We start from the raw sequence: 20,905 nt of genomic DNA on the forward strand, positions 1-20,905 counted from the left end.
TTACACAAGGGGAGAATATAGAGGGGGAAAGGGTATATGAGCAAATTTGTGTCGTTTTTAGAGAACAATTTATCGGGACCCATGGCCAGGTTATCGGAACAGCGGCATCTTCAAGCCATTCGCGATGGTGTTATTTCCGCTTTGCCGTTTATCATTATCGGAAGTTTTTTCTTGATTCTAGCGTTTCCGCCTGTACCGCAAGATAGCACAATTGCGAAATGGGCCGCTGATAACAGCGCCAATATTTTAATACCGTATCGAGTAACGATGTTTATTATGTCTTTATATATAGCCTTTGGGATAGGATACAACTTGTCCAAAAGCTATAATCTCGATCCTCTGTCAGGAGCGCAAATTGCAGTAGCTGCACTACTTCTTACGGTCACTCCAAAGCTGATTGAAGAAGAAGGGTTTATGCTTCCAATGACAAACCTTGGAGGTCACGGTTTATTTGTAACGATGATTGTATCGATTTTATCGGTCGAAATTCTCAGGTTTTGTAAAGCGAAAAATGTCACCATTAAAATGCCGGAACAAGTGCCGCCTTCGGTATCGAGGTCTTTTGAAGCACTCATTCCGGTTGCGATTGTTGTTGTACTTATGACGATTATTACCATTGTTTTAGGTATCGATCTTCACCATTTAGTTGATAAACTAGTTGCTCCGCTTGTGGAAGCTGGAGATAGTTTAGCAGGAGTGTTAATACCGGTTTTCTTAATTACGTTTTTCTGGTCATTTGGAATCCACGGCGTCTCTGTTGTTGGGACAGTGGCAAGGCCTGTATGGGAAGTGTATTTAGCCAAAAATGCTGAAGCGGTAGCAGACGGAGCTTCCACGCTTCCTTATATTGCACCTGAAACGTTCTTTCAGTGGTTTGTTTGGATCGGAGGATCTGGAGCGACGCTGGGTCTTGCCTTAGCGATGCTGTTTTTCTCAAAATCTAAATATTCGAAAGCGCTTTCTAGAACATCTTTTATTCCAGCGGTTTTTAATATTAACGAACCAATTATTTTCGGTCTGCCAATTGTGTTAAATCCTATTTTAATTATTCCATTTATCATTATCCCGATTATTACAACGATCATTTCATACGCAGCAACGGCGACAGGTCTTATTACGCCAACCTACGTAATGGTTCCTTGGACGCTCCCGGCACCGATCGGAGCTTATCTATCAACCGGAGGAGACTGGCGGGCGGTTGTGCTAGTCGTTATTAATATTGCTATTTCTGTTGTCATTTATCTTCCGTTCTTTAAAATGTACGACCGAAAGATGGTCGAAATGGAAAAAAGCGATGAAGCAACGGTTGCACCATCCGATAGTTCAGTTCAAATGTAAAGAAAGAGAAGCCAACTTGTTTGGCTTCTATCTCTTTAGTAGGAGTGAGGGTCAATGTTTGTACGGTTTCGATATAAAACTGTGTTTTTATTTCTGCTAACCATGGTTCTTTGCAACGTTATTTTTACACCTCTGCTGCAGTATGCTGGTTTATCAGCGCAGCATAGTTTATTTGCCATTACAAGCCTATCAGCAGCGCTGCTTACAACATTTATTTCCATTCGGCTTTCAAACGCAGCTTTATCTAAAACCGCCGTTTATATACGCTTTGTTTTGCTTGGAATAGGGTGCACAGCCGTTACATATTTAGCTGTTTTTTAACAAGGAGGGGCAAAAAATGAAAGTAGTGACAATAGGGGGAGGATCAAGCTACACACCTGAATTGGTCGAAGGGTTTATTAAACGATATGATGAGCTTCCAATTCGAGAGCTATGGCTTGTAGATGTTGAAGAAGGAAAAGAGAAACTTGAAATTGTAGGAGCACTTGCGAGAAGAATGGTCAAAAAAGCAGGTGTTGATATGGAAATTCATTTAACGCTTGATCGACAAAAAGCGTTGATAAATGCTGATTTTGTAACGACACAGCTTAGAGTAGGTCAGCTTGATGCGCGTATTCAAGATGAACGCATCCCTCTTAAGTACGGAATGATTGGTCAAGAGACAAACGGGGCGGGAGGATTATTTAAGGGCTTGCGAACGATACCGGTTTTATTGAAAATTGCCGAGGAAATACACGAAGTTTGTCCAAACGCCTGGCTTATTAATTTTACAAATCCTGCAGGTATGGTAACGGAGGCGCTGCTTCGCTACGGAAAGCATTCTAAAGTAGTAGGAGTCTGTAACCTGCCTGTACATATGACAAACTCCATCGCCAGCTTGCTTCAAATAGAAAAAGAAGATGTTCACATTGAATTTGCAGGGTTAAATCACTTGGTATATGGACTGCATGTGTATGCAAAAGGAAAGGAAGTAACGCAAGAAGTCATTCGGCGATTAAGTGATCCAAAGTCCCAAGTAACAATGAGAAACATAGCTCCTATTTCGTGGCAACCGGACTTTTTGGAAGCTCTTGGCTTGATTTTATGTCCTTATCACCGCTACTACTACAAAACAAAAGAAATATTAGCAGAAGAGCTTCTAGCCTTTCAGTCAGGTACCACACGCGCTGAAGTGGTCAAAGCATTAGAAGCCGAGCTTTTTGAACTCTATAAAAATCCAAATCTAGAAATGAAGCCTCCGCAGCTGGAAAAACGAGGAGGCGCTTATTACAGCGATGCCGCATGCAATTTAATTTCATCCATTTATAACGATAAAGGCGATATTCAAACATTGAATGTAAAAAACAATGGCGCTATTTCCTCACTCCCAAACGAATCTGCGGTTGAAGTAAACTGTGTGGTAACAAAGCAAGGGCCAGTAGCACTCGCTGTCGGTGAACTTCCGGTAGAAGTGAATGGGCTTGTGCAGCAAATTAAATCGTTTGAACGAGTAGGGGCAGAAGCTGCGGTTACAGGATCTTATGAAAAAGCACTGGTTGCGCTGAGCATTAATCCGCTTGTTCCAAGTGATGAGCTGGCTAAGTCGGTCTTAGATGAACTGCTTCAAGCTCATCGCAAGTATTTACCTGCTTTTTTTAAGGAAGTGAACGCCTAGTATGTATGCTGTTGGACTTATGTCAGGAACGTCACTCGACGGAATTGATGCAGCTCTTGTTCAAATTGAAGGAAGCGGCTATGAAAGTAAAGTTAAGCTTCTTCATTTCATTACTATGCCGTTTTCACCTCAGTTAAAAAAGGAAATTGAGCAGGCGCTTTCTTTTGAACATTCAAATGTACAGCTGATCTGCAGCTTAAATTTTAAACTTGGCTATGCATTTGCAGATGCAGTGAAAAAAGTGTGCCAAGAAGCCGGCTTTTCTCTTGAACAAATAGATTTTATTGGATCGCATGGGCAAACCATTTACCATCAGCCTTATGCTTCGGGAATTACAGCGATGTCTACCCTGCAAATTGGAGAGCCGGCTGTTATTGCCTATGAAACCAAAACGAAGGTAGTAGCAAACTTCAGAGTGATGGACATGGCAGCAGGCGGGCAAGGTGCTCCGTTAGTTCCTCACACGGAACGGATTTTGTACAGCCACGATGACCGTACAAGACTGCTTCAAAACATTGGAGGTATTGGAAATGTAACGTTAATTCCGCCCAAAAAATCTCCTATATCCGTAGTAGCTTTTGATACGGGGCCGGGAAACATGATGATAGATGAAGCGTGTCAGCAGCTTTTTAATGTTTCATTTGATGAAAATGGGCGTTTAGCAGCTGGAGGAAAGATTATTTCAGAGCTTTTAGAAGACTGTATGAATCATGATTACATGAAGCTTTCTCCTCCTAAATCGACGGGAAGAGAACTGTTCGGTACACAGTACACAAAAAGACTGCTAGAGAAATATACCAAACATAAAAAAGAAGATCTGCTAGCTACGATTACTATGTTCACGGCATCATCCATTGTACATCACTATGAAACATTTATTTTTCCTGCCTATTCTATTGACGAAGTGATTATTGGAGGAGGCGGAAGTTATAACAATACGCTGATGAATATGATTAAAACGCAGCTCGGAAAGCGCTGCAGCGTGTATACACAAGAAGAAATAGGAATGTCTTCAGAAGCAAAAGAAGCCGTAGCTTTTGCGGTGCTCGCAAATGAAACACTTTCAGGTTATCCCAGCAATGTACCAAGCGCAACCGGCGCTTTGTCTCCTGTAATATTAGGAAACATTACGCCTGCACCACTATAAAAAAGGGGATGGAAGAAATGACAGAAGCAGCAAATATGGAAAATGAAATTTTTGAACTTATTGCATACGGAGGAAATGCTAGGTCACTTGCATATGAAGCGTTAGAAGCAGCTGAAGACTATGATTTTAATAAAGCTGACGAACTTTTAAAGCAGTCTCAAGAAGAGCTCAGTCATGCTCATAAAACGCAAACTGCGCTTATTCAACGTGAATTGAACGGAAAAACAATTGAAAAGTCGCTGCTTTTAATTCATGCACAAGATCATTTAATGACGGCTATTTCAGAGCAAAAATTAATTGAACATATGATTAAGCTTATTAAAAAATTTAAAAAAGAAGGCGAAAATCAATGAAAAAGCTAGGTATTGCGATTTATCCGGAACATTCGACTGTCGAAAAAGATAAAGCGTATATAGCACTTGCGCATCAATACGGATTTACCCGCATTTTTACATGCTTGCTTTCTGTTGAAGGCGATCAGAAAAAAGTAATGGCAAATTTTAAAGAAATCATTGAGTTTGCCAATGAGCTAAAGATGGAAGTAGTAGTGGATATTGCTCCTCGCGTATTTGGAGCGCTTGGCATTTCTTATGATGACTTATCTTTTTTTCACGAATTAGGGGCTTATGCTATTCGGCTTGATCTAGGGTATACGGGAAATGAAGAGTCAATTATGACCTTTAATCCATACGGCTTAAAAATTGAAATTAATATGAGCAATGCAACGAAGTATGTGGATAATATTTTAAGTTACCGTCCGAATCGAAAGCAGCTGCTCGGGTCGCACAACTTCTATCCTCATCGATACGCGGGATTGTCGTATGATCACTTTTTGAAGTGTTCAGCATTGTTTAAAGAACATAACCTTGAAACAGCAGCCTTTATTAATTCACCAAGCGCTACTTTTGGACCGTGGCCTGTTACTGAAGGACTTTGTACGCTTGAAATGCATCGCACGCTTCCCATAGACGTGCAGGCTAAGCATCTTTTTAAAACGGAATTAATTGATTGTGCAATCATTGCGAATGCTTATGCATCAGAAGAAGAAATGAAGGCACTGCGTGATGTTATTCAGCAAGAGCGCTTTACTTTTAATGTGACGCTGTATGATACGGTTACTGAACTTGAGAAAAAAATTGTGCTGGAAGAGTTTCATTTTTACCGCGGAGACGTATCCGATTATTTAATTCGCTCTACGCAAAGCCGAGTAAAATATAAAAAAGAAGAATTCAAGCCTACGCATACTCCTTCCATTCGAAGAGGCGATATTTTAATAGAAAATGAACTTTATGGTCAGTACAAAGGAGAGCTGCAAATTGCGCTGTTAGACATGGAAAACTCAGGTAAAACAAACGTAGTAGGACGCATTGCAGAAGAGGAAATATTCTTACTAAATGAACTGCAGCCATGGGATAAATTTGCTTTTTGTGAACGGTGATAAAATGGACTATATTATTGGTATCGACGGGGGCGGAACAAAAACAGAAGCCGTTGCGTACAGCTTAGACGGTCAAAAGCTCGCTGCTTCAAAAAGCGGCTATGGAAATTTGCTCATTCATTACAATACGGCTATTACTCATATTGATGAATGTATTACGGCGTGCAAAACTGCGCTTGCTGGTCATACATGTAAAGGCATTTCACTAGGGCTTGCTGGAAGTAAAGCATTATCTAAAGAAGAAATAAAAAGATATTTTTATGATCGTTATCAGGTAGAAGTAGGTTTATATGATGACGCCATGATTGCACATGAAGCACTACTGCATGGAAAAGACGGGATTTTAACCATTGCAGGAACTGGAGCCGTCAGCATTGGGAAAAAAGACGGGGTGTACGAATACGGAGGAGGGTGGGGACACCTTCTTGGAGATGAAGGAAGCGGATATTGGATTGGTCTTCAAGCACTTATATTGTTGACGAAAGAGCATGATCAAAGCCGTGCTTACAGCAGCCTTAGTCAGACAATCTTGCAACATGTAAAAGCAGATACCATACACGATATAAAAAAGTTTGTCTATTCATCTCCTAAATCAGAAGTTGCTTCACTCACTCCGCTTGTTGTAAATCAAGCGAGAAATCATAAACAAGAAGCAAGTGACATTCTTCAACAAGCTGGAAAGAACCTTGCAAACATGACTCTTCATTTATATACGAAACAGCGGTTTGAAGGGAGCTGCTTGCTGGCATGCAAAGGCAGCATTTTAACGGAAGTTCCAGAAGTATTTGATGTTTATAAAAAAACATGTGAAAAAGGAATAAAGCATATCCAGTGGGCAACACAGCGAGTATCATCTGCTAAAGGAGCTTATCAGCTGTTCATGAAAGAGTATAAATAGAGAAAAAATGATGGTGGAAAAGGCAGGGGATCACAGTGAACTTAAATCATATCTTAACAGAAAAACGCAATCCGCAAACCTTAAACATTGATGAATTATCAAGTCTGGAAATTGTAAAAAAAATTAATGAAGAAGATCATCAAGTGCCTCAGGCAATCAATAAAGTGCTGCCTGTTATTGCTCTGTTAGTAGATGAAATTGTCAGTGCTTTTAAACAAGACGGACGTCTTATTTATATCGGAGCAGGTACAAGCGGGCGGCTAGGTGTGTTAGATGCATCTGAATGTGTACCAACATTCGGTACACCTGCCGAACAAGTAATTGGGATCATAGCGGGGGGAGACAAAGCGCTCCGTCATGCGTTAGAAGGAGCAGAAGATAATAAGAAACAAGCGATAGAAGATTTGAAAGCGATTAATTTATCAAATAAAGATATTCTTGTAGGTATAGCTGCAAGTGGAAGAACTCCTTATACACTCTCAGCGCTTGCGTATGCAAACAGCCTAGGGACAGTAACGGGCTGTGTTGTAAATTCTCCTCAATCACCTATGGAACAAGAAGCAAAATATGCAATAGTAGCAGAATCAGGGCCGGAAGTTGTAACAGGTTCAACAAGAATGAAAGCCGGAACTGCTCAAAAGCTTGTTCTTAATATGCTGACGACCGCTTCTATGATTCAAATTGGTAAAGTCTACAGCAATCTAATGGTAGACGTACAGCCGACTAATGATAAACTCGTACAGCGTGCTAAAAATATTATTGCGGAACTAACAGGCGTCTCACCAGAGGAGGCAGCGGAAAGTTTACAAACATACAAAACGCCAAAAGCCGCCATTCTTGCGCTTCTTACTTCTACAGAAGGTGATGAGGTGTATCGGCTGCTTGATAAACATGACGGACATTTAAAAAAAGCCATTGGAGAAGCAATGGAACAGCAGATTAAAGATTAACCCTTAAAAGAAGTGCATACAGCACTTCTTTTTTTTGTTGAGTACATTTTTTGCACAATGTATGTGGGTGAATTCGGTCTAATCATTTTGCAAGACCCGTAGTATAGTAGAAACATAAAGCATAGTAAGTATTTCAATTTGTGCATGAATTGGACTGAAGGTGATTCATTTGTTAGACAAACGCAGTACGGCCGTATTGCAAGTTTTGCTTCAAGCCGCAACATTTATATCAGTACAAGAGTTAATGAAGCAGTTTCAAGTCTCAAGACGTACTATCTATTATGATATTGAGAAAATTAACGATTGGCTGTGTCAGCAAGAATTAGAGTTTGTTCAGTACACATATGGAAAAGGCTTTTTTCTAAACGATCAAGCAAAGGACCAAGTTGCTAAACAATTTTCTCATGTTATGCCATCTGCTTACTTATCAGTTGAGGACCGGCAAATATACGTTGCTTTGATGTGTATACTTCGAGGCGGGAAAATCGGAACTCAGCAGCTCATGGATGAAACAGAAGTTAGTCGCAACACTGTCTTACAAGATATTAAAGACTTAAAAAACAAGTGGGCAAAGAAAGGCATATCTTTGATATACAGCTATAAAGATGGGTACGAAGTAAAGGGATCTGAAAGCGACATTCGAAATTTGCTTTATATACACATTACAGAATTACTAAGTCAACATCAGGAAGAGTTATTGAAAAGGGTCATGAAAGCAGATTACGAATATTCAATGATTTATAACTGGCTTGTAGAGTGTGAAGATAAACTGGGAATGGCGTTTACAGACAAGATGCTGACGCAGTTAGCCTATATGCTCACGTGCTGTATTCAGCGTATTGGAGGCAAGCGCTATGTAGACGCCTTGATTACTAGAAAAGATGAATTAGAAAAAACCAGGCAGTACAAAGCGCTGCAAGAAATTGAAAGCGTTTTAGGATTTGATTTTCCACCTCATGAAAAACATTATCTGGCCACGGTTTTACTAAGTGCAAAAGTAAATGTAGTAAATCAAGCAGATAGTGATGATTGGATGAGAAGCATTGTAAAAGAAATGGTATCACGGTTTCAAGCATATGCTTGTGTGGTATTTGAAGATCGAAATCGTCTTGAACAAAATTTATATATTCATTTGAAGACGGCTTATTACAGGCTTCTCTATAATATTCACCTCCCTAACCCTATGCTTTCGGCTATTCAAACAAAGTATCAGGATATAGTGGAACTGACAAAAAAAGCGTTGCTTCCTTTGGAAAACAGCCTTCAAACACGTATTAATGAAGACGAAATTTCTTATTTTGCTCTTCATTTCGGAGGATGGATGAAAAAACAAGAGGGAAGGCAAAAACAAAAGCGTATTGTTATTGTTTGTGCCAATGGAATTGGAACGTCCCGTATGCTTCAGTATCAGCTTGAACAACTGTTAACAGTTGCTGAATTGATAGGGCCAATGACGGTAAGAGATTATGAGCAGTTTAAAGAAACCTATGATTTAGTTATTACAACTACGCCATTAAAAAAGCGAATGAATGTGATGCTTGTGAATCCTATTTTAACGGATGATGAAAAGCAGCGGTTAATCGACTTAATTGAACCAGCTTCTTCTCAGCTAACCACTCAAGCCATCATGGGTATTATTAAGCAGCATGCAAATATTCAGGATGAACCAGCTCTGTTAGCTAATTTAAAACTAGTGATACAGCAATCTAAAAAAATGGTAAGAGAGGATAAAAAGCCAATGTTGCATGAAGTATTGCAAGAGCCATTCTTGCAGCTTACAGATTCAGCAGATGATTGGAAATCAGCTATTAGGCTGGCTGCCAAGCCTTTGTTGAACTATGAATATATTGAACCTTCTTATGTAGAAGCAATGATTAAAAGTGTAGAACAGTTAGGCCCTTATATTGTTATTGCGCCAAAAGTTGCGCTCCCTCATGCAAGACCGGAACAAGGTGTAAATCGTGTGGGTATGAGCATGCTTCGTTTAAAGGAGCCGGTCTATTTTTCTACTGAAAAACAGCACGGAGCGCAGCTTATTATCGTACTTGCTGCTACTGATAATGAAACCCACTTAAAAGCACTGTCACAGCTTTCAATGATGCTATCTGAAAACGATAATATTGACAAGCTGATTGCTATAAATACAAAACAAGAAATGCTTGCATTAATTGAGGCTTACTCAAATTAAAAGGAGAGATAAAAAATGAAAAAGATTTTAGTTGTATGCGGAAACGGTTTAGGAAGCAGTTTTATTGTAGAAATGAATGTAAAGAAAATTTTAGTAGAGCTTGGTGTTCAAGCACAGGTATCTCATACGGATTTAACAACTAGTAAAACGGAGCAGGCAGATATCTATTTAGGATCTGCAGATATTGTAAATCAATTGGATGATGGCACTCGCACGGTCGTGGCACTGCAAAACATTTTAAATCAAGCGGAAATTAAAGGAGCACTGCAAAAATACTTCGTGGAGGCGTAAGCCATGTTTGATTTAATTATGAAAGATATATTAGGAACACCCGCTATTCTGGTAGGGTTGTTTGCACTAATCGGTTTGTTGCTTCAAAAGAAAAAAAGTGCAGATATTGTATCAGGCACCTTAAAAACAATTATGGGTTTTCTTATATTAGGAGCAGGAGCTAACATATTAATTGCTTCACTTGAAGCGTTTGGGAAAATGTTTAATAAAGCGTTTTCCGTTGAAGGGATCATTCCTAATAATGAAGCAATTGTAGCTGTAGCTCAACAAACGTTTGGTACAGAAACAGCGATGATTATGCTTTTAGGTATGATTGTAAATATCATTATTGCGCGCATCACGAAATTTAAGTATATCTTTTTAACTGGGCATCACACCATGTTTATGGCTTGTTTGATTGCAGCAATTTTATCTACCGGCGGGTTAACGGGAGCACCTTTGGTTTTGATCGGTGCACTATTATTAGGTATTTTAATGGTTTTATTTCCTGCACTGCTTCAGCCGTATGTGCGTGAAATTACAGGGTCAAACGATATTGCCGTTGGTCATTTTGGTTCCTTAGGCTATTTAGTAGCAGGGTTTATCGGCAAGCGAGTAGGAAATCGCGAAAAAACAACAGAAGAAATTAAAGTTCCTCAATCCTTAGGATTTCTTCGGGATACATCCGTTTCTGTCTCACTGACCATGACCGTTTTATTTATTGTTGTTGCACTTTTCGCAGGTCCTGCATTTATCGAAACGAAATTAAGCGGGGGTCAAAACTTTATTATGTACTCGCTAATTCAAGCAATCACCTTTGCAGCAGGAGTATATGTCGTGCTGGCGGGTGTTCGTATGCTTTTAGCAGAAATTGTACCAGCATTTAAAGGAATTGCTGACAAAGCGGTACCAAATGCCATTCCAGCTCTAGATTGTCCAACTGTGTTTCCGTTTGCTCCTAACGCAGTGGTCATTGGGTTCTTTTCAAGCTTTATCGCAGGTCTCATTTCGATGTTCTTTTTGCCTCTATTTGGTCTAAGTATTATCGTGCCAGGCCTCGTTCCGCACTTTTTTACGGGAGCAGCTGCCGGAGTATTTGGAAATGCGACGGGGGGAAGAAGAGGAGCAGTGGTCGGGTCATTTGCCAATGGAATCTTAATTAGTTTTTTACCGGCTATTTTACTGCCTGTTCTCGCGTCGTTAGGTTTTAAAGGCACAACATTTGGAGATTCGGACTTTAGTGCGGTAGGTATTCTTCTTAGCATGCTAATTAAATTATTTACGTAAAGATAAAAAACTCATGTTACGCTAGTAGCATGAGTTTTTTTATGATATTGGAAGTGGAGGAGCAATGAATGAAAATTGGGTTAGCGCAAGTGAGATTTCCAAAGTCAGCCGCAGAGGGTGTAGAAACGGTAGAAAATTATATGAAACAAGCAGCAGAAGAAGGATGTAACCTTGTATGTTTTCCAGAATCAATTGTGCCGGGACTTAGAGGAGTGGGTTTTGAAGTTGAGACATACAATCACGAAATTCAACAAAATACGCTTTATAAAGTTAAGTTGCTTGCCAAACAGTTAAAGCTCAACGTAATTTTACCACTGGAATGGCGTGCCGAACTTGGTATGCATTTAACTGCTTTTGTAATTGATGAAAATGGAAAAGAATTAGGGTATCAAACTAAAAATCAAATTGATCCAGCAGAAGATCAATTTGGTTATAAGCCTGGAAATGGCCGCCAGTTGTTTGAAATAAACGGCGTGAAATTCGGTATTGTTATTTGCCATGAGGGATGGCGCTATCCTGAAACTGTCCGATGGGCTGCTGTAAGAGGAGCAAGCATTGTGTTTCATCCACAGTTTACTGGTGAAGTACCGGATCCGAGGTTTTATGATTATGCAATGATTGCCAGAAGTACGGAGAATGGTATTTACTTTGCAAGCGTGAATTATGCCTTAGAGAACCAAAAAAGCACGACTTCTCTTCTTTCTCCAAAGGGTGAATGTTTGATAAAAGCGAAAGCTGAAAAGCAAGAACTACTAACGTATACGATAGAGCCCGGTGAGGCTAACCGGCTGTTAGCTCAGCGTCTGTTATCAAATTTACTATTGTAAAAAAGTTTATTTTCTCTAGTTAAATTAGCATGTGCGCTCTTATAACCCTTTGGTTATTTCTCCTTATGACGATATAAACGTCAATATGGTATTATCAAAAGTTAAAGGGATATTAAAAGGTGTGTGGAAAGAATGGATCGAAAAAAAGTCGCATCAGTAGCTGGAGCATTGGTTATTGCCGTAGGAATTTGGCTATTTCAAAGCGGGAAATTTAAAAGTGAAGCGCAGGCAGATAAGTTTACGAGTACATTTTTGGTCGATCATGAACAAACAGACAATGGATTTGAATTATTTACTTCGGATACCAATCAATATAGGACGTGGTTTCCGCTTCAGTATGTTATTCATAAATCTTCTTATAAAAGCAGTGAAGATGAAAGTGAAGTATGGACAGCATCAACGAAGGAAAATGATTCATACAATGCTGGGAAAATAACGGCTTTATTTTCTAAGAAAAAAAGCAAAGCAGCTCAAAATAAAATGGATGCGTTTCAGCCTGATTACATGTTAAAAGGTAAAAATGCAACGATTTATGTGAAAAAACAAACAAGAGATGGAAAGTACAGCATTTATCATGCTTATGTGAATGATGATTATTCAGACAAGTATATTTACTACACGTTTGAACTAAAAAGCAGCGAACAGACAAACAGTACAAAACAGCAGTATTGGATAGAAAAAATTCTTCTAAATACACAGTTTCAAAAAAACTCAGCTCAATAGTCAGCTGAGTTTTTTCGTAAGGGTTCATAATACTTTTGCTTTTTTATGTAAACGGGTACAATATGAGTAAGGAGGCCTTTGTATGATTGAAAAACAAGCAGTTGGTGAAAAAGCAGCACAATTTGTGGAAGATGGAATGATTGTAGGGCTAGGGACAGGTTCAACAGCTTATTATACAATTGTAAAATTAGGTGAACGAGTAAAAAATGGATTAAACATCAAAGCGGTTCCTACTTCTCAAAAAACAGAAGAGCTGGCAAGGAAACTAGGTATTCCCATTGTTACCTTAGCAGATGTTGAATATATTGATATAGCAATTGACGGAGCAGATGAAGTAGATAGCGAACTTTCTTTAATTAAAGGAGGAGGAGGCGCGCTGCTTCGAGAAAAAATGATTGCGTACGCAGCGAAGCGGTTTATCGTGATTGCAGATTCTAAGAAAATAGTGAAGACGCTAGGAGCTTTTCCTCTTCCTGTTGAAGTTATACGTTTTGGCTGGGAAATGACGGCGAAGCACATTCGCAGTGCAGGTTGTGTACCGCAGCTTAGGCTTTTAGATGATCATACGCCGTTTATCACCGATAACGGAAATTACATTCTAGACTGCCATTTTTCGGAAATTAAAAATCCTGCTGAGTTGGAAAAACAGCTGATAAGGATCCCAGGCGTAGTAGAGAGCGGTTTGTTTGTAGGCATGACAGAGGAAGTCATTACCGTACAAAACCAAGATGTTCATATCATAAAAAAATAGAAGCTTTGGCGTCGGGCCTAGGCTTCTATTTTTTAATTGGAAAGAACGTTCCAATTTTTCTCTAATTGATATATGTATTGAGACGCGTTCAGTACATTTGGATGAACGAAAGTATCAATTGTTTTTTGCGGACAAGCAGATCCGTATAATGAAAAAATGACAAGCTTGCTATGCTCGATTGGTGATACAACGTGAGATAAACAGCGGTAAGAAGGATTTATCAAGCTTTTTACCATCTCATGGATATCTTCTTTGTCGTAAAAATCGACTTCAATTTCCGTCTTTACTAAATAACGGCTTTCAATGGCGCTGCTTCGATAATAATTGTAGCGCGCTCCTATGAAGTAGGACGGATCTGATGTTGAAACGTCCAAATTCGTATATGTTTGATCCTGCTTGCTTTTATAAAAAATAGAATCATGAGTATGCTTCATGAATTCTTGATAAGTTGTTCCATCTTCCCACAGAGCTAGAATACAAGCATCTGTTTCATCTTCCACGTTCCAACCCCCTAATTGGCCAATGAAACCATTCACGTGTGCAAGAGCAGCCCAATGCTGTTGCGTATATGAAAAAGATGCTTTTTTATCAGTCGGTATGCTGCATTTCACAATTTTTGTCAACATTCTCCCATCACCTCAATTAATTACTTCGATAAATGAAGGAAAAATCCTTCTAAAAAGAGGAAAATCATAGACATATCCCCCCTTTAAAAGCCATACATTTCAAATAGGACAATGTTAGGGAAAGAAGGGGAAATGAATGAAAGTTTTTCGTGCAAAAGCCTGTCAATCTCCTATGCGAAAAGGCTGGTCAATTATGTTTCAGCATCCGTTTAAAAAAGATGAAAGAGGAAGATCGCACCCGTTTGTTAAACGGTTTATGTATACAGAGCAACACGATGAAATTGACATTCTGGTTGAAGAGATGAATGAACTGCTGAGAGTGCAGGATTTTTGGACAAGTACTGCAAAAGGAAGAGCAAAAGCAAGATATGATGAACGAGTAGTGAATGCTTTTTATAACGATATTGAAAAAAGGACGAGCGAACAAATTGACAGCGAGTATGAGTACGTTCATGTAATCGGAGAACAAGGAAGCGGCAAAACATCCTTAATCCGCCAGCTTCTTGGTATAACAAAGGAATGTGGCTTTCTAGGAATAGGCAGTAAAGGCGCTTATTCTGCTACGTATAAGGTGAAGGATTCCCAACACTATGAAGCTGCTGTCTCTTTTTTTACGCGAAGTGAAGTGCAAAGGAAATTGGAGAATATCCTACTAAGAAGCGCTGAAGTTTATGCTGAAGGAGGCACGGATTATGACTTGGTCTTTGAGTTGTTACACGGAGATTCCTCTTTTAATCTGCGCGCTCTTTTGGGAGATATTCCATACAAAGCCCGTTATTTTAATGATGATGTTCCTTTAAGAATGAGCGAAGAAAATAGTTCATTCAAACAATTTGTAGATGCAATTAAACGAGAAAGTGAAATAGTAAAAGACGCTGTTGATCAAGAAGGAAGAGATTTTGCAGAGGGATGGCACAAGCGGCTTGAATGTAGGAAAATCACCGAGCAAATGCTTCTGGCAATTGAATCCCGGTTGAAAGAATACAAGGAAGGAACATGGGAAATAGGAGAAGACGACTGGCCAATATCTTGCCGTCTCACAGCAAAAGAGCTGTCTTCCTTTGGTCCGCTAACAAATGAAGAAGAAGAAAATAACGGACGTCTTATTTATCCATTGTTTCGTAGAATTGAAGTTTGCGGCCCTTTTTCTTTTAAAAAAGGAGTAGCGATTTGCGAGCATCCGTGTTTTGAATATACGAGCACCATCCACGATTCTTTTAAAAAAGCAGCTTCTATTTTATACGTACATCATGGGCTTAAAGAATTGGATATTCAATTTCTTCAACAGCTCATCGTACATGGTCATGGTGCTAAGGTAAACGTTTGTGTTACACACGGAGATTTGCTTACTTCTCCAAGCTGCCGTACGGATTATGCTAAAAAACATGCTATGGCTAAAATGATAGATTATGCGCTTAAAAGCGTTTCACCTCTTATGAAAAAGCAGCTTCACTACTATTTAACAGTAGGGAATACGTCTATTTTAGAATGTGTACACGAGGAATTCAAAGAGAGCCACCTTCTGTATAAAGACTTAAAGGCGGCTTTAGTATCAGAAACGAGAAAAAAGCAGCAAGAGTTGCATCCTATTTATTTAAACTTAACTGTCTCTCAGGCTTTTTATGAAGCGATGGAGTCGCTGAACATTCCTTATATGGATAGAGAAACATGTTTGAACATTTCCTTAGGAGAGCATGAAGGGCCGGTGCCAGTCATTACTTCCGCTTTTATTTCATCTGTCTACGAGCATTTTCTAAGCCAGCCGTCTGGGTGGTCAAGTACCTATCATTCGGTCACCGACCGACAGCAGGTTATTCAAGAATTGGCAGGTGAGTTCGCAACCGTCGTTTATTCCTATTTCAACGAACAGTTGCTTGAAAAATCCCGTAATAACTGGCTCGCTCTTTATAAACAAAAAGAAGACGATCAAGCCTACAAATATAGCAGACTGATAGAAAACGTAATTCCTGCCAAAAATGATATCTATCAGCAACAAATTCTTATGAGAACGGTTTATCAGCTGATTAAGTATGTCGTAGAAAAGAAAGACGGCGTAATGGTTCATTAAGGGGTCAAGGCGCGATGTAAAAAAAGAGGTTTATCAATAAAAAAAACAGAGCCTGAAATCAGGCTCTATTAGCGTTTGGAAATAGCAGTTAAAGTATTAGGTCCAGCAATGCCGTCAACTGCTAGCTTATTGTCTTTTTGAAAATTACGTACAGCAGCTTCTGTATTGGCACCGAAGATACCGTCCGTACCTTTTGTATTATAGCCAATCGCTGTTAATTTCTTTTGAAGAGCTTGAACATTGCTGCCTTTGCTTCCTTTTTTAAGTGTTTGTTTTGTGTTAATTGTTGTATCTGCTGGTGGATTTGTTGGCTTTGGATTTGTTGGGTTTGTTGGTGTCGTCGGGTTCGTTCCTGAACTTCCCAAAGCTTTATATGTTGATGGGCCTACAATGCCGTCAGCCGTTAAGCCGTGGTCTTTTTGAAACTTACGAACAGCTGAATCTGTATTGGCACCGAACACACCGTCCGTACCTTTTGTATTATAGCCAAGTGAAGTTAGTTTCTGCTGAAGCTCTTTAACTGCATTTCCTTTACTGCCTTTCTTTAAAACAGTTCCTGTAGAAGGAGCTGGAGTAGAACCTGAGTTTCCAGAAACGTTGTACCCGTTTGCTGCTGCAATGTCATTAAATGATTTAGAAGAAGTTGTAATCACAACCGGTGTACCGACGGTCACTTTACTAAATAACCATGCTACTTCTTCATCGTACATACGAACGCATCCGCTACTTACATATTTGCCAATGGAAGCAGGATTGTTATTTCCGTGAATAGCATACGTCGTGCCGTATGTACCTCTCGCGTTTAGACCTAGCCAGCGATTGCCAAGGGGATTTCGAGGATCTCCACCAGGAATGTTCCCTGAGTAATAAGGGCGATTGACAATTTTATTCACTACCTTGAAATGTCCTTCTGGTGTAAGAGACTGCGTGCGTCCTGTTGCTACTGAAAACGTTCGGACAAGTGAACCATTTTGGTAATAAGCGAGTTTATTCGTCGCTTTGTTAATGATAATTAAATGAGATGGTGTTGAAGCAGCTTCTGTTTTTGGAACTCCTACAAACAAGCAGGCTAGAGCTAAAATAGCCGCTATGAGTACGATTACTGTTCTTGATATTCTATTTGCCATGTGCTGCGCCTCCTTAGGCTGCATTAATGAAAAACGTATGATGCTTTGGGCTGTGCTATAAATTCTTCACTAATAAAATAAAAGACGAATAGCTGTATTTTCTATACCTGTATGTATGAGCTTAATAAGGAAATCATTAAGTAGAAAGACTTTACTAGCGGGAATTTATAATAATAAGAATATCTAAGTTTTTCTTAATTGTTTGTACAACTTTAGGAATATAAGTTTACTAATCTAGCGGATTCACATTTACATAAGCATCACATCCTTTCCAGTTCTTCATTTTTGTGTAAAGAAATGAAAGCGTTATATAGATTGTTTTGTAATCATATTGTAACATATTTGTATTTTTCATACCATAAAAAGACATAAAATAGTATAAAAAATACTTTATATGGGTTTTATGTACAAAAAATTTAAAAGTTCAGGAGAACGAAGCTATTATTAGATATACGAAACTGGAAAAGAAGTATGCGTAGTTTTGTGGAAATAGATAAATATTCTTATTCGAATATAGGGAGGGAAAGAGTAAAAAAACTACTTGCAAAGAGGCAAGTAGTTTTTAAAGCGTTATTTTTGGGCATACATCACAACAAAATTAAAAAATTTATAGATGCAATCCACTGTGCTGAACCCGCTTGCTGTTAACCAATTTAACTGATCGTTTAAAGTTGCCATTTTATCTAACTTCGTACGTTCATGAGCAGCCTCAATCTGCTTATGAGTTAATCCGCTTGCGGCAATTCTTTCACTCCAATCCTTTTTATATAGCTCTTCAATAATAGGAGAGTGGCCTAATACTTGATCGGCGTTAATGAATATTCCTCCTGTATGCAGCAAATCATAAATTTGTCCATACAGTTTTTGTTTTTGTTCGTCTTCTAAATGATGAATAGCAAGTGAAGAAATCACAATGTCAAATGAGTGCTCAAATTTGTAGCTTGTTATATCTGATACGATAAATTCTATATGCGGTTCATTTTTAAAGCGCTCTTTGGCTTTTTCAAGCATTTGATCTGATACGTCAATCAACGTGAAATGCGCATCTGGGTATTTTTCTTTAACAAAAGAAGAAAACAAGCCTGTACCTGCTCCGATATCAAGTATGCGAAGCGGCTTTTTTGAAAAGTGAAGAAGCGAAACGGGAATAGAATAAAAATCAAAAAAACAAGGAATGAGTTTGCGGCGCTGCTCATCATACTGAGAAGCATGAGCATTAAATTTTTCTTTAACGTTATTTTTCATTTTTACAGCTCCTTTATTTGGTAATATTGAGATACATATATCGTATAGAAGTTTGATAGAAAAGAAAATAAACAAAAATAAGCAGTATTGATTCCAGTTTGTTATGAATAGAAAGAGATGGAGAGAAGAAAATGGAGATCAAATGGTTAAAAACATTCATCATAGCGGCTTCTTATGAAAATTTCAGACAAGCTTCTGAAGATTTATTTTTAACGCAGCCTGCTGTATCAAAGCATATTCAGCGACTGCAGCAAGAATTAGGAGATGAGCTTTTTGAAAAAAAAGGTAAATACATCGCGCTGACTGAGGCAGGACGCTTTTTTTTGCCTCATGCTCAAAAAATGGTGAGGGCATATGAGGAAGGAGTAGGGAATTTTAAATTATGGAAGCAAGGATATAACCGAAAACTGACTATATCCGCTGCTCCTCAAATAGCAGCATCTGTTTTGCCTAGTTTAATCAAACAATTTGTAGAGAAATATCCCCATATTGAAGTCACGGTTAATATCACAAATTCGTTTCAAGTGGGAAAAGACATCAGCGACAGAAAATCAGATATTGGATTAACAAGGATGCTTCCGGGTCAGGCAGATGTTTTTTATGAGTTAATTCATAAAGAAAAAGCAGTCTTAGTCGCCCCGTTTTCTGCAGGAGTACGTACGGAACAGGAGCTGTTATCTTACTACCGGCTGCTTACGAATAATCATCCTGTTTATTGGGAAGATTTACTCCTTCAAATCAAGGCTTGTTATCCTCACATTCAGCTGCTTCCTGTGACGCAAGTAGAAATTACAAAGCGCTTTATTGAAGAAGGTTTAGGCGTATCTTATTTGCCATTTTCTATGGTGAAAAAGGAAGTTGAAAATCAAACGTTAAGCGTAATTTCACAGCAAAAAATTATCCGGCCTTCTTCACACACGTATATCGTAACAAAAGGTGAAACGGAAGAAACAAAGCAGTTTAAGCACTTTGTAGCTCAGACCTTAACAGAAACGAGCTGAAATGATACCATAAAAAGGAAGGGGGAGTGGCAATGTATATATTAATAATACTTGTAGCAGCAACGGTCTTAGCAGACTTTATCTTAAGAAAAGTCTTTGATATCCCTCGCAGCAAATTTTGGGGCAAATATGAATATGAGAGTCTAGCTTTAGAACGTTGGGACAAATATGTAATGGTAGCTTTTGTTCTTTTTCTGATATTAGATATGATTTTTATGTTTGTAGAGCCTTATATCGTATCTCTCCTATTCTTAGTCGTGAATATTTTGTTGAAAAGTATAGATGAATGGAAATATAAACAAGAAACAAAAGAATACATAACAAGCTTTGTACAGATGGGATTCTTCTTTACGGCTTTTGTTCTATTAGCCAGCGGAATTGTATAGAAAAAAGAGCTTTACCTGTGGCAAAGCTCTTTTTGTATTATTTAAAAATATGATCAATGTCTTTAATTTCGGAAGAAGTGAGCTGAACATCTAATGTTTTTAAGTTATCAAGTACTTGATCAGCGCGTTTTGCCCCCGGAATTAGTACATCAATTGAATCGCGCGTTAAGTACCAAGCCAGAACAAGATGAGCTACTTCTATGCCTTTTGCGCTAGAGATTTGACGAAGACGCTCTACTTTTTCTAGATTTTGCTGAAATGCTTCCCCGATAAAATGAGGCATATCTTCGCGCAAGTCATTAAACTTTGTGTTTTTATCGTATTTCCCAGCAAGTAAACCAGCAGCTAGCGGGAAGTATGGAATAAATGAAATGCGGTTTGCAGCCGTATAAGGTAAAATATCGTTTTCTGCTTCTCGCTGAATTAAGTTATATTGCCCTTGTACCACGTCTACATAACCATCTTTATTTGCTTCTTTTAACTGATCTAACGAGAAGTTTGATACGCCAATAGAGCGGATCTTACCTTCATCTTTTAATTCTTTTAACGCACCGACCGCTTCGTCTTTAGGTGTGTTTTTATCTGGAAAGTGAATATAATACAAATCGATATAATCTGTTTGAAGGCGTTTTAAGCTATCTTCAACCGACTGTTTTAAAAACGCAGGAGAGTTGTCTAGCAGTACCTCATCTCCAACAATTTTATGTGCTCCTTTTGTGGCGATAACCGCTTCTTCACGATTTCCACGTTCTTTTAGCACTTCACCAATTAGTTCTTCAGAACGTTTTGGACCATAAATGAACGCTGTATCAAGGAGGTTTATGCTATTATCTAGCGCCTTATGAACAAGGTCTTTGCCGACTTCTTCGTTTAGGTTAGGATATAAGTTATGTCCTCCTACAGCGTTTGTTCCAAGTCCAATAGGATTAACATATAATTCGGATTTTCCAATTTGTACTTTTTCTGCCATGTCTAACGTCC

General features: G+C 38.8%; 21 protein-coding genes. 17 read left to right on the forward strand and 4 right to left on the reverse strand.

Annotation, left to right across the window (positions count from 1 at the left end; all coding sequences use genetic code 11):
• Nucleotides 1-36: 36 nt before the first annotated feature.
• From ACN6NE_RS16115 to rpiA, 14 genes are all read left to right on the forward strand, one after another.
• On the forward strand, nt 37-1,338 hold the full coding sequence (locus ACN6NE_RS16115; RefSeq protein WP_013082024.1) for a PTS sugar transporter subunit IIC: 1,302 nt from the start codon (nt 37-39) through the stop codon (nt 1,336-1,338).
• A 54-nt stretch (nt 1,339-1,392) separates the two neighbouring features.
• Entirely contained in the window at nt 1,393-1,659 is a 267-nt protein-coding gene (locus ACN6NE_RS16120) for a hypothetical protein (protein WP_078081517.1), read from the forward strand.
• A 16-nt stretch (nt 1,660-1,675) separates the two neighbouring features.
• Entirely contained in the window at nt 1,676-2,992 is a 1,317-nt protein-coding gene (locus ACN6NE_RS16125) for a 6-phospho-beta-glucosidase (protein ID WP_129706646.1), read from the forward strand.
• Nucleotide 2,993: 1 nt separating this feature from the next.
• The gene (gene anmK, locus ACN6NE_RS16130) at nt 2,994-4,139 is read left to right on the forward strand and encodes an anhydro-N-acetylmuramic acid kinase AnmK (RefSeq protein WP_474325933.1); all 1,146 of its coding nucleotides are present in this window, start codon (nt 2,994-2,996) and stop codon (nt 4,137-4,139) included.
• Between the two features lie 17 nt (nt 4,140-4,156).
• On the forward strand, nt 4,157-4,492 hold the full coding sequence (locus tag ACN6NE_RS16135) for a PTS lactose/cellobiose transporter subunit IIA (protein ID WP_013055725.1): 336 nt from the start codon (nt 4,157-4,159) through the stop codon (nt 4,490-4,492).
• Nucleotides 4,489-5,577, forward strand: a complete 1,089-nt coding sequence (locus ACN6NE_RS16140; protein WP_129706650.1) for a DUF871 domain-containing protein — start codon at nt 4,489-4,491, stop codon at nt 5,575-5,577. Before ACN6NE_RS16135 ends, ACN6NE_RS16140 begins: the two co-directional genes overlap by 4 nt.
• Complete coding sequence (locus ACN6NE_RS16145; RefSeq protein ID WP_474325935.1) at nt 5,567-6,475, forward strand: BadF/BadG/BcrA/BcrD ATPase family protein; 909 nt, start codon at nt 5,567-5,569, stop codon at nt 6,473-6,475. The genes ACN6NE_RS16140 and ACN6NE_RS16145 overlap by 11 nt, the downstream gene beginning before the upstream one ends.
• 35 nt (nt 6,476-6,510) lie before the next feature.
• Complete coding sequence (gene murQ / locus ACN6NE_RS16150; RefSeq protein WP_474325936.1) at nt 6,511-7,425, forward strand: N-acetylmuramic acid 6-phosphate etherase; 915 nt, start codon at nt 6,511-6,513, stop codon at nt 7,423-7,425.
• Nucleotides 7,426-7,585: 160 nt separating this feature from the next.
• Entirely contained in the window at nt 7,586-9,613 is a 2,028-nt protein-coding gene (locus tag ACN6NE_RS16155; RefSeq protein WP_474325938.1) for a BglG family transcription antiterminator, read from the forward strand.
• A gap of 15 nt (nt 9,614-9,628) precedes the next feature.
• Nucleotides 9,629-9,904, forward strand: a complete 276-nt coding sequence (locus tag ACN6NE_RS16160; RefSeq protein WP_474325939.1) for a PTS sugar transporter subunit IIB — start codon at nt 9,629-9,631, stop codon at nt 9,902-9,904.
• 3 nt (nt 9,905-9,907) lie between these two features.
• Nucleotides 9,908-11,170, forward strand: coding sequence for a PTS ascorbate transporter subunit IIC (locus ACN6NE_RS16165; protein WP_474325941.1), 1,263 nt, complete (start codon nt 9,908-9,910; stop codon nt 11,168-11,170).
• A gap of 68 nt (nt 11,171-11,238) precedes the next feature.
• The gene (locus ACN6NE_RS16170; protein WP_129706656.1) at nt 11,239-11,997 is read left to right on the forward strand and encodes a carbon-nitrogen hydrolase family protein; all 759 of its coding nucleotides are present in this window, start codon (nt 11,239-11,241) and stop codon (nt 11,995-11,997) included.
• 132 nt (nt 11,998-12,129) lie between these two features.
• Complete coding sequence (locus ACN6NE_RS16175; RefSeq protein WP_129706658.1) at nt 12,130-12,720, forward strand: hypothetical protein; 591 nt, start codon at nt 12,130-12,132, stop codon at nt 12,718-12,720.
• An 82-nt stretch (nt 12,721-12,802) separates the two neighbouring features.
• Entirely contained in the window at nt 12,803-13,471 is a 669-nt protein-coding gene (rpiA, locus tag ACN6NE_RS16180; RefSeq protein WP_129706660.1) for a ribose-5-phosphate isomerase RpiA, read from the forward strand.
• Nucleotides 13,472-13,503: 32 nt separating this feature from the next.
• On the opposite strand, the gene ACN6NE_RS16185 is transcribed toward rpiA, so the two are convergent.
• Nucleotides 13,504-14,097, reverse strand: a complete 594-nt coding sequence (locus ACN6NE_RS16185) for a YdbC family protein (protein WP_013055735.1) — start codon at nt 14,095-14,097, stop codon at nt 13,504-13,506.
• Nucleotides 14,098-14,233: 136 nt separating this feature from the next.
• On the opposite strand from ACN6NE_RS16185, the gene ACN6NE_RS16190 reads away from it, so the two are divergent.
• Nucleotides 14,234-16,165: a hypothetical protein gene (locus ACN6NE_RS16190; RefSeq protein WP_474325943.1), complete on the forward strand. Its 1,932-nt coding sequence runs from the start codon at nt 14,234-14,236 to the stop codon at nt 16,163-16,165.
• Between the two features lie 68 nt (nt 16,166-16,233).
• Here the strand turns inward: ACN6NE_RS16190 and ACN6NE_RS16195 are convergent, their stop codons facing one another.
• Together ACN6NE_RS16195 and ACN6NE_RS16200 are read right to left on the reverse strand one after the other, a co-directional pair.
• On the reverse strand, nt 16,234-17,292 hold the full coding sequence (locus ACN6NE_RS16195) for a L,D-transpeptidase family protein (RefSeq protein ID WP_129706663.1): 1,059 nt from the start codon (nt 17,290-17,292) through the stop codon (nt 16,234-16,236).
• Between the two features lie 570 nt (nt 17,293-17,862).
• Entirely contained in the window at nt 17,863-18,537 is a 675-nt protein-coding gene (locus ACN6NE_RS16200) for a class I SAM-dependent methyltransferase (RefSeq protein WP_129706665.1), read from the reverse strand.
• A 131-nt stretch (nt 18,538-18,668) separates the two neighbouring features.
• On the opposite strand from ACN6NE_RS16200, the gene ACN6NE_RS16205 reads away from it, so the two are divergent.
• Complete coding sequence (locus ACN6NE_RS16205; RefSeq protein WP_129706667.1) at nt 18,669-19,538, forward strand: LysR family transcriptional regulator; 870 nt, start codon at nt 18,669-18,671, stop codon at nt 19,536-19,538.
• 32 nt (nt 19,539-19,570) lie between these two features.
• Complete coding sequence (locus tag ACN6NE_RS16210; RefSeq protein WP_474325945.1) at nt 19,571-19,924, forward strand: DUF4181 domain-containing protein; 354 nt, start codon at nt 19,571-19,573, stop codon at nt 19,922-19,924.
• A gap of 37 nt (nt 19,925-19,961) precedes the next feature.
• On the opposite strand, the gene ACN6NE_RS16215 is transcribed toward ACN6NE_RS16210, so the two are convergent.
• Entirely contained in the window at nt 19,962-20,894 is a 933-nt protein-coding gene (locus ACN6NE_RS16215) for an aldo/keto reductase (RefSeq protein WP_129706671.1), read from the reverse strand.
• Nucleotides 20,895-20,905 lie beyond the last annotated feature (11 nt).

Source organism: Priestia sp. 53B2 (assembly GCF_056099005.1).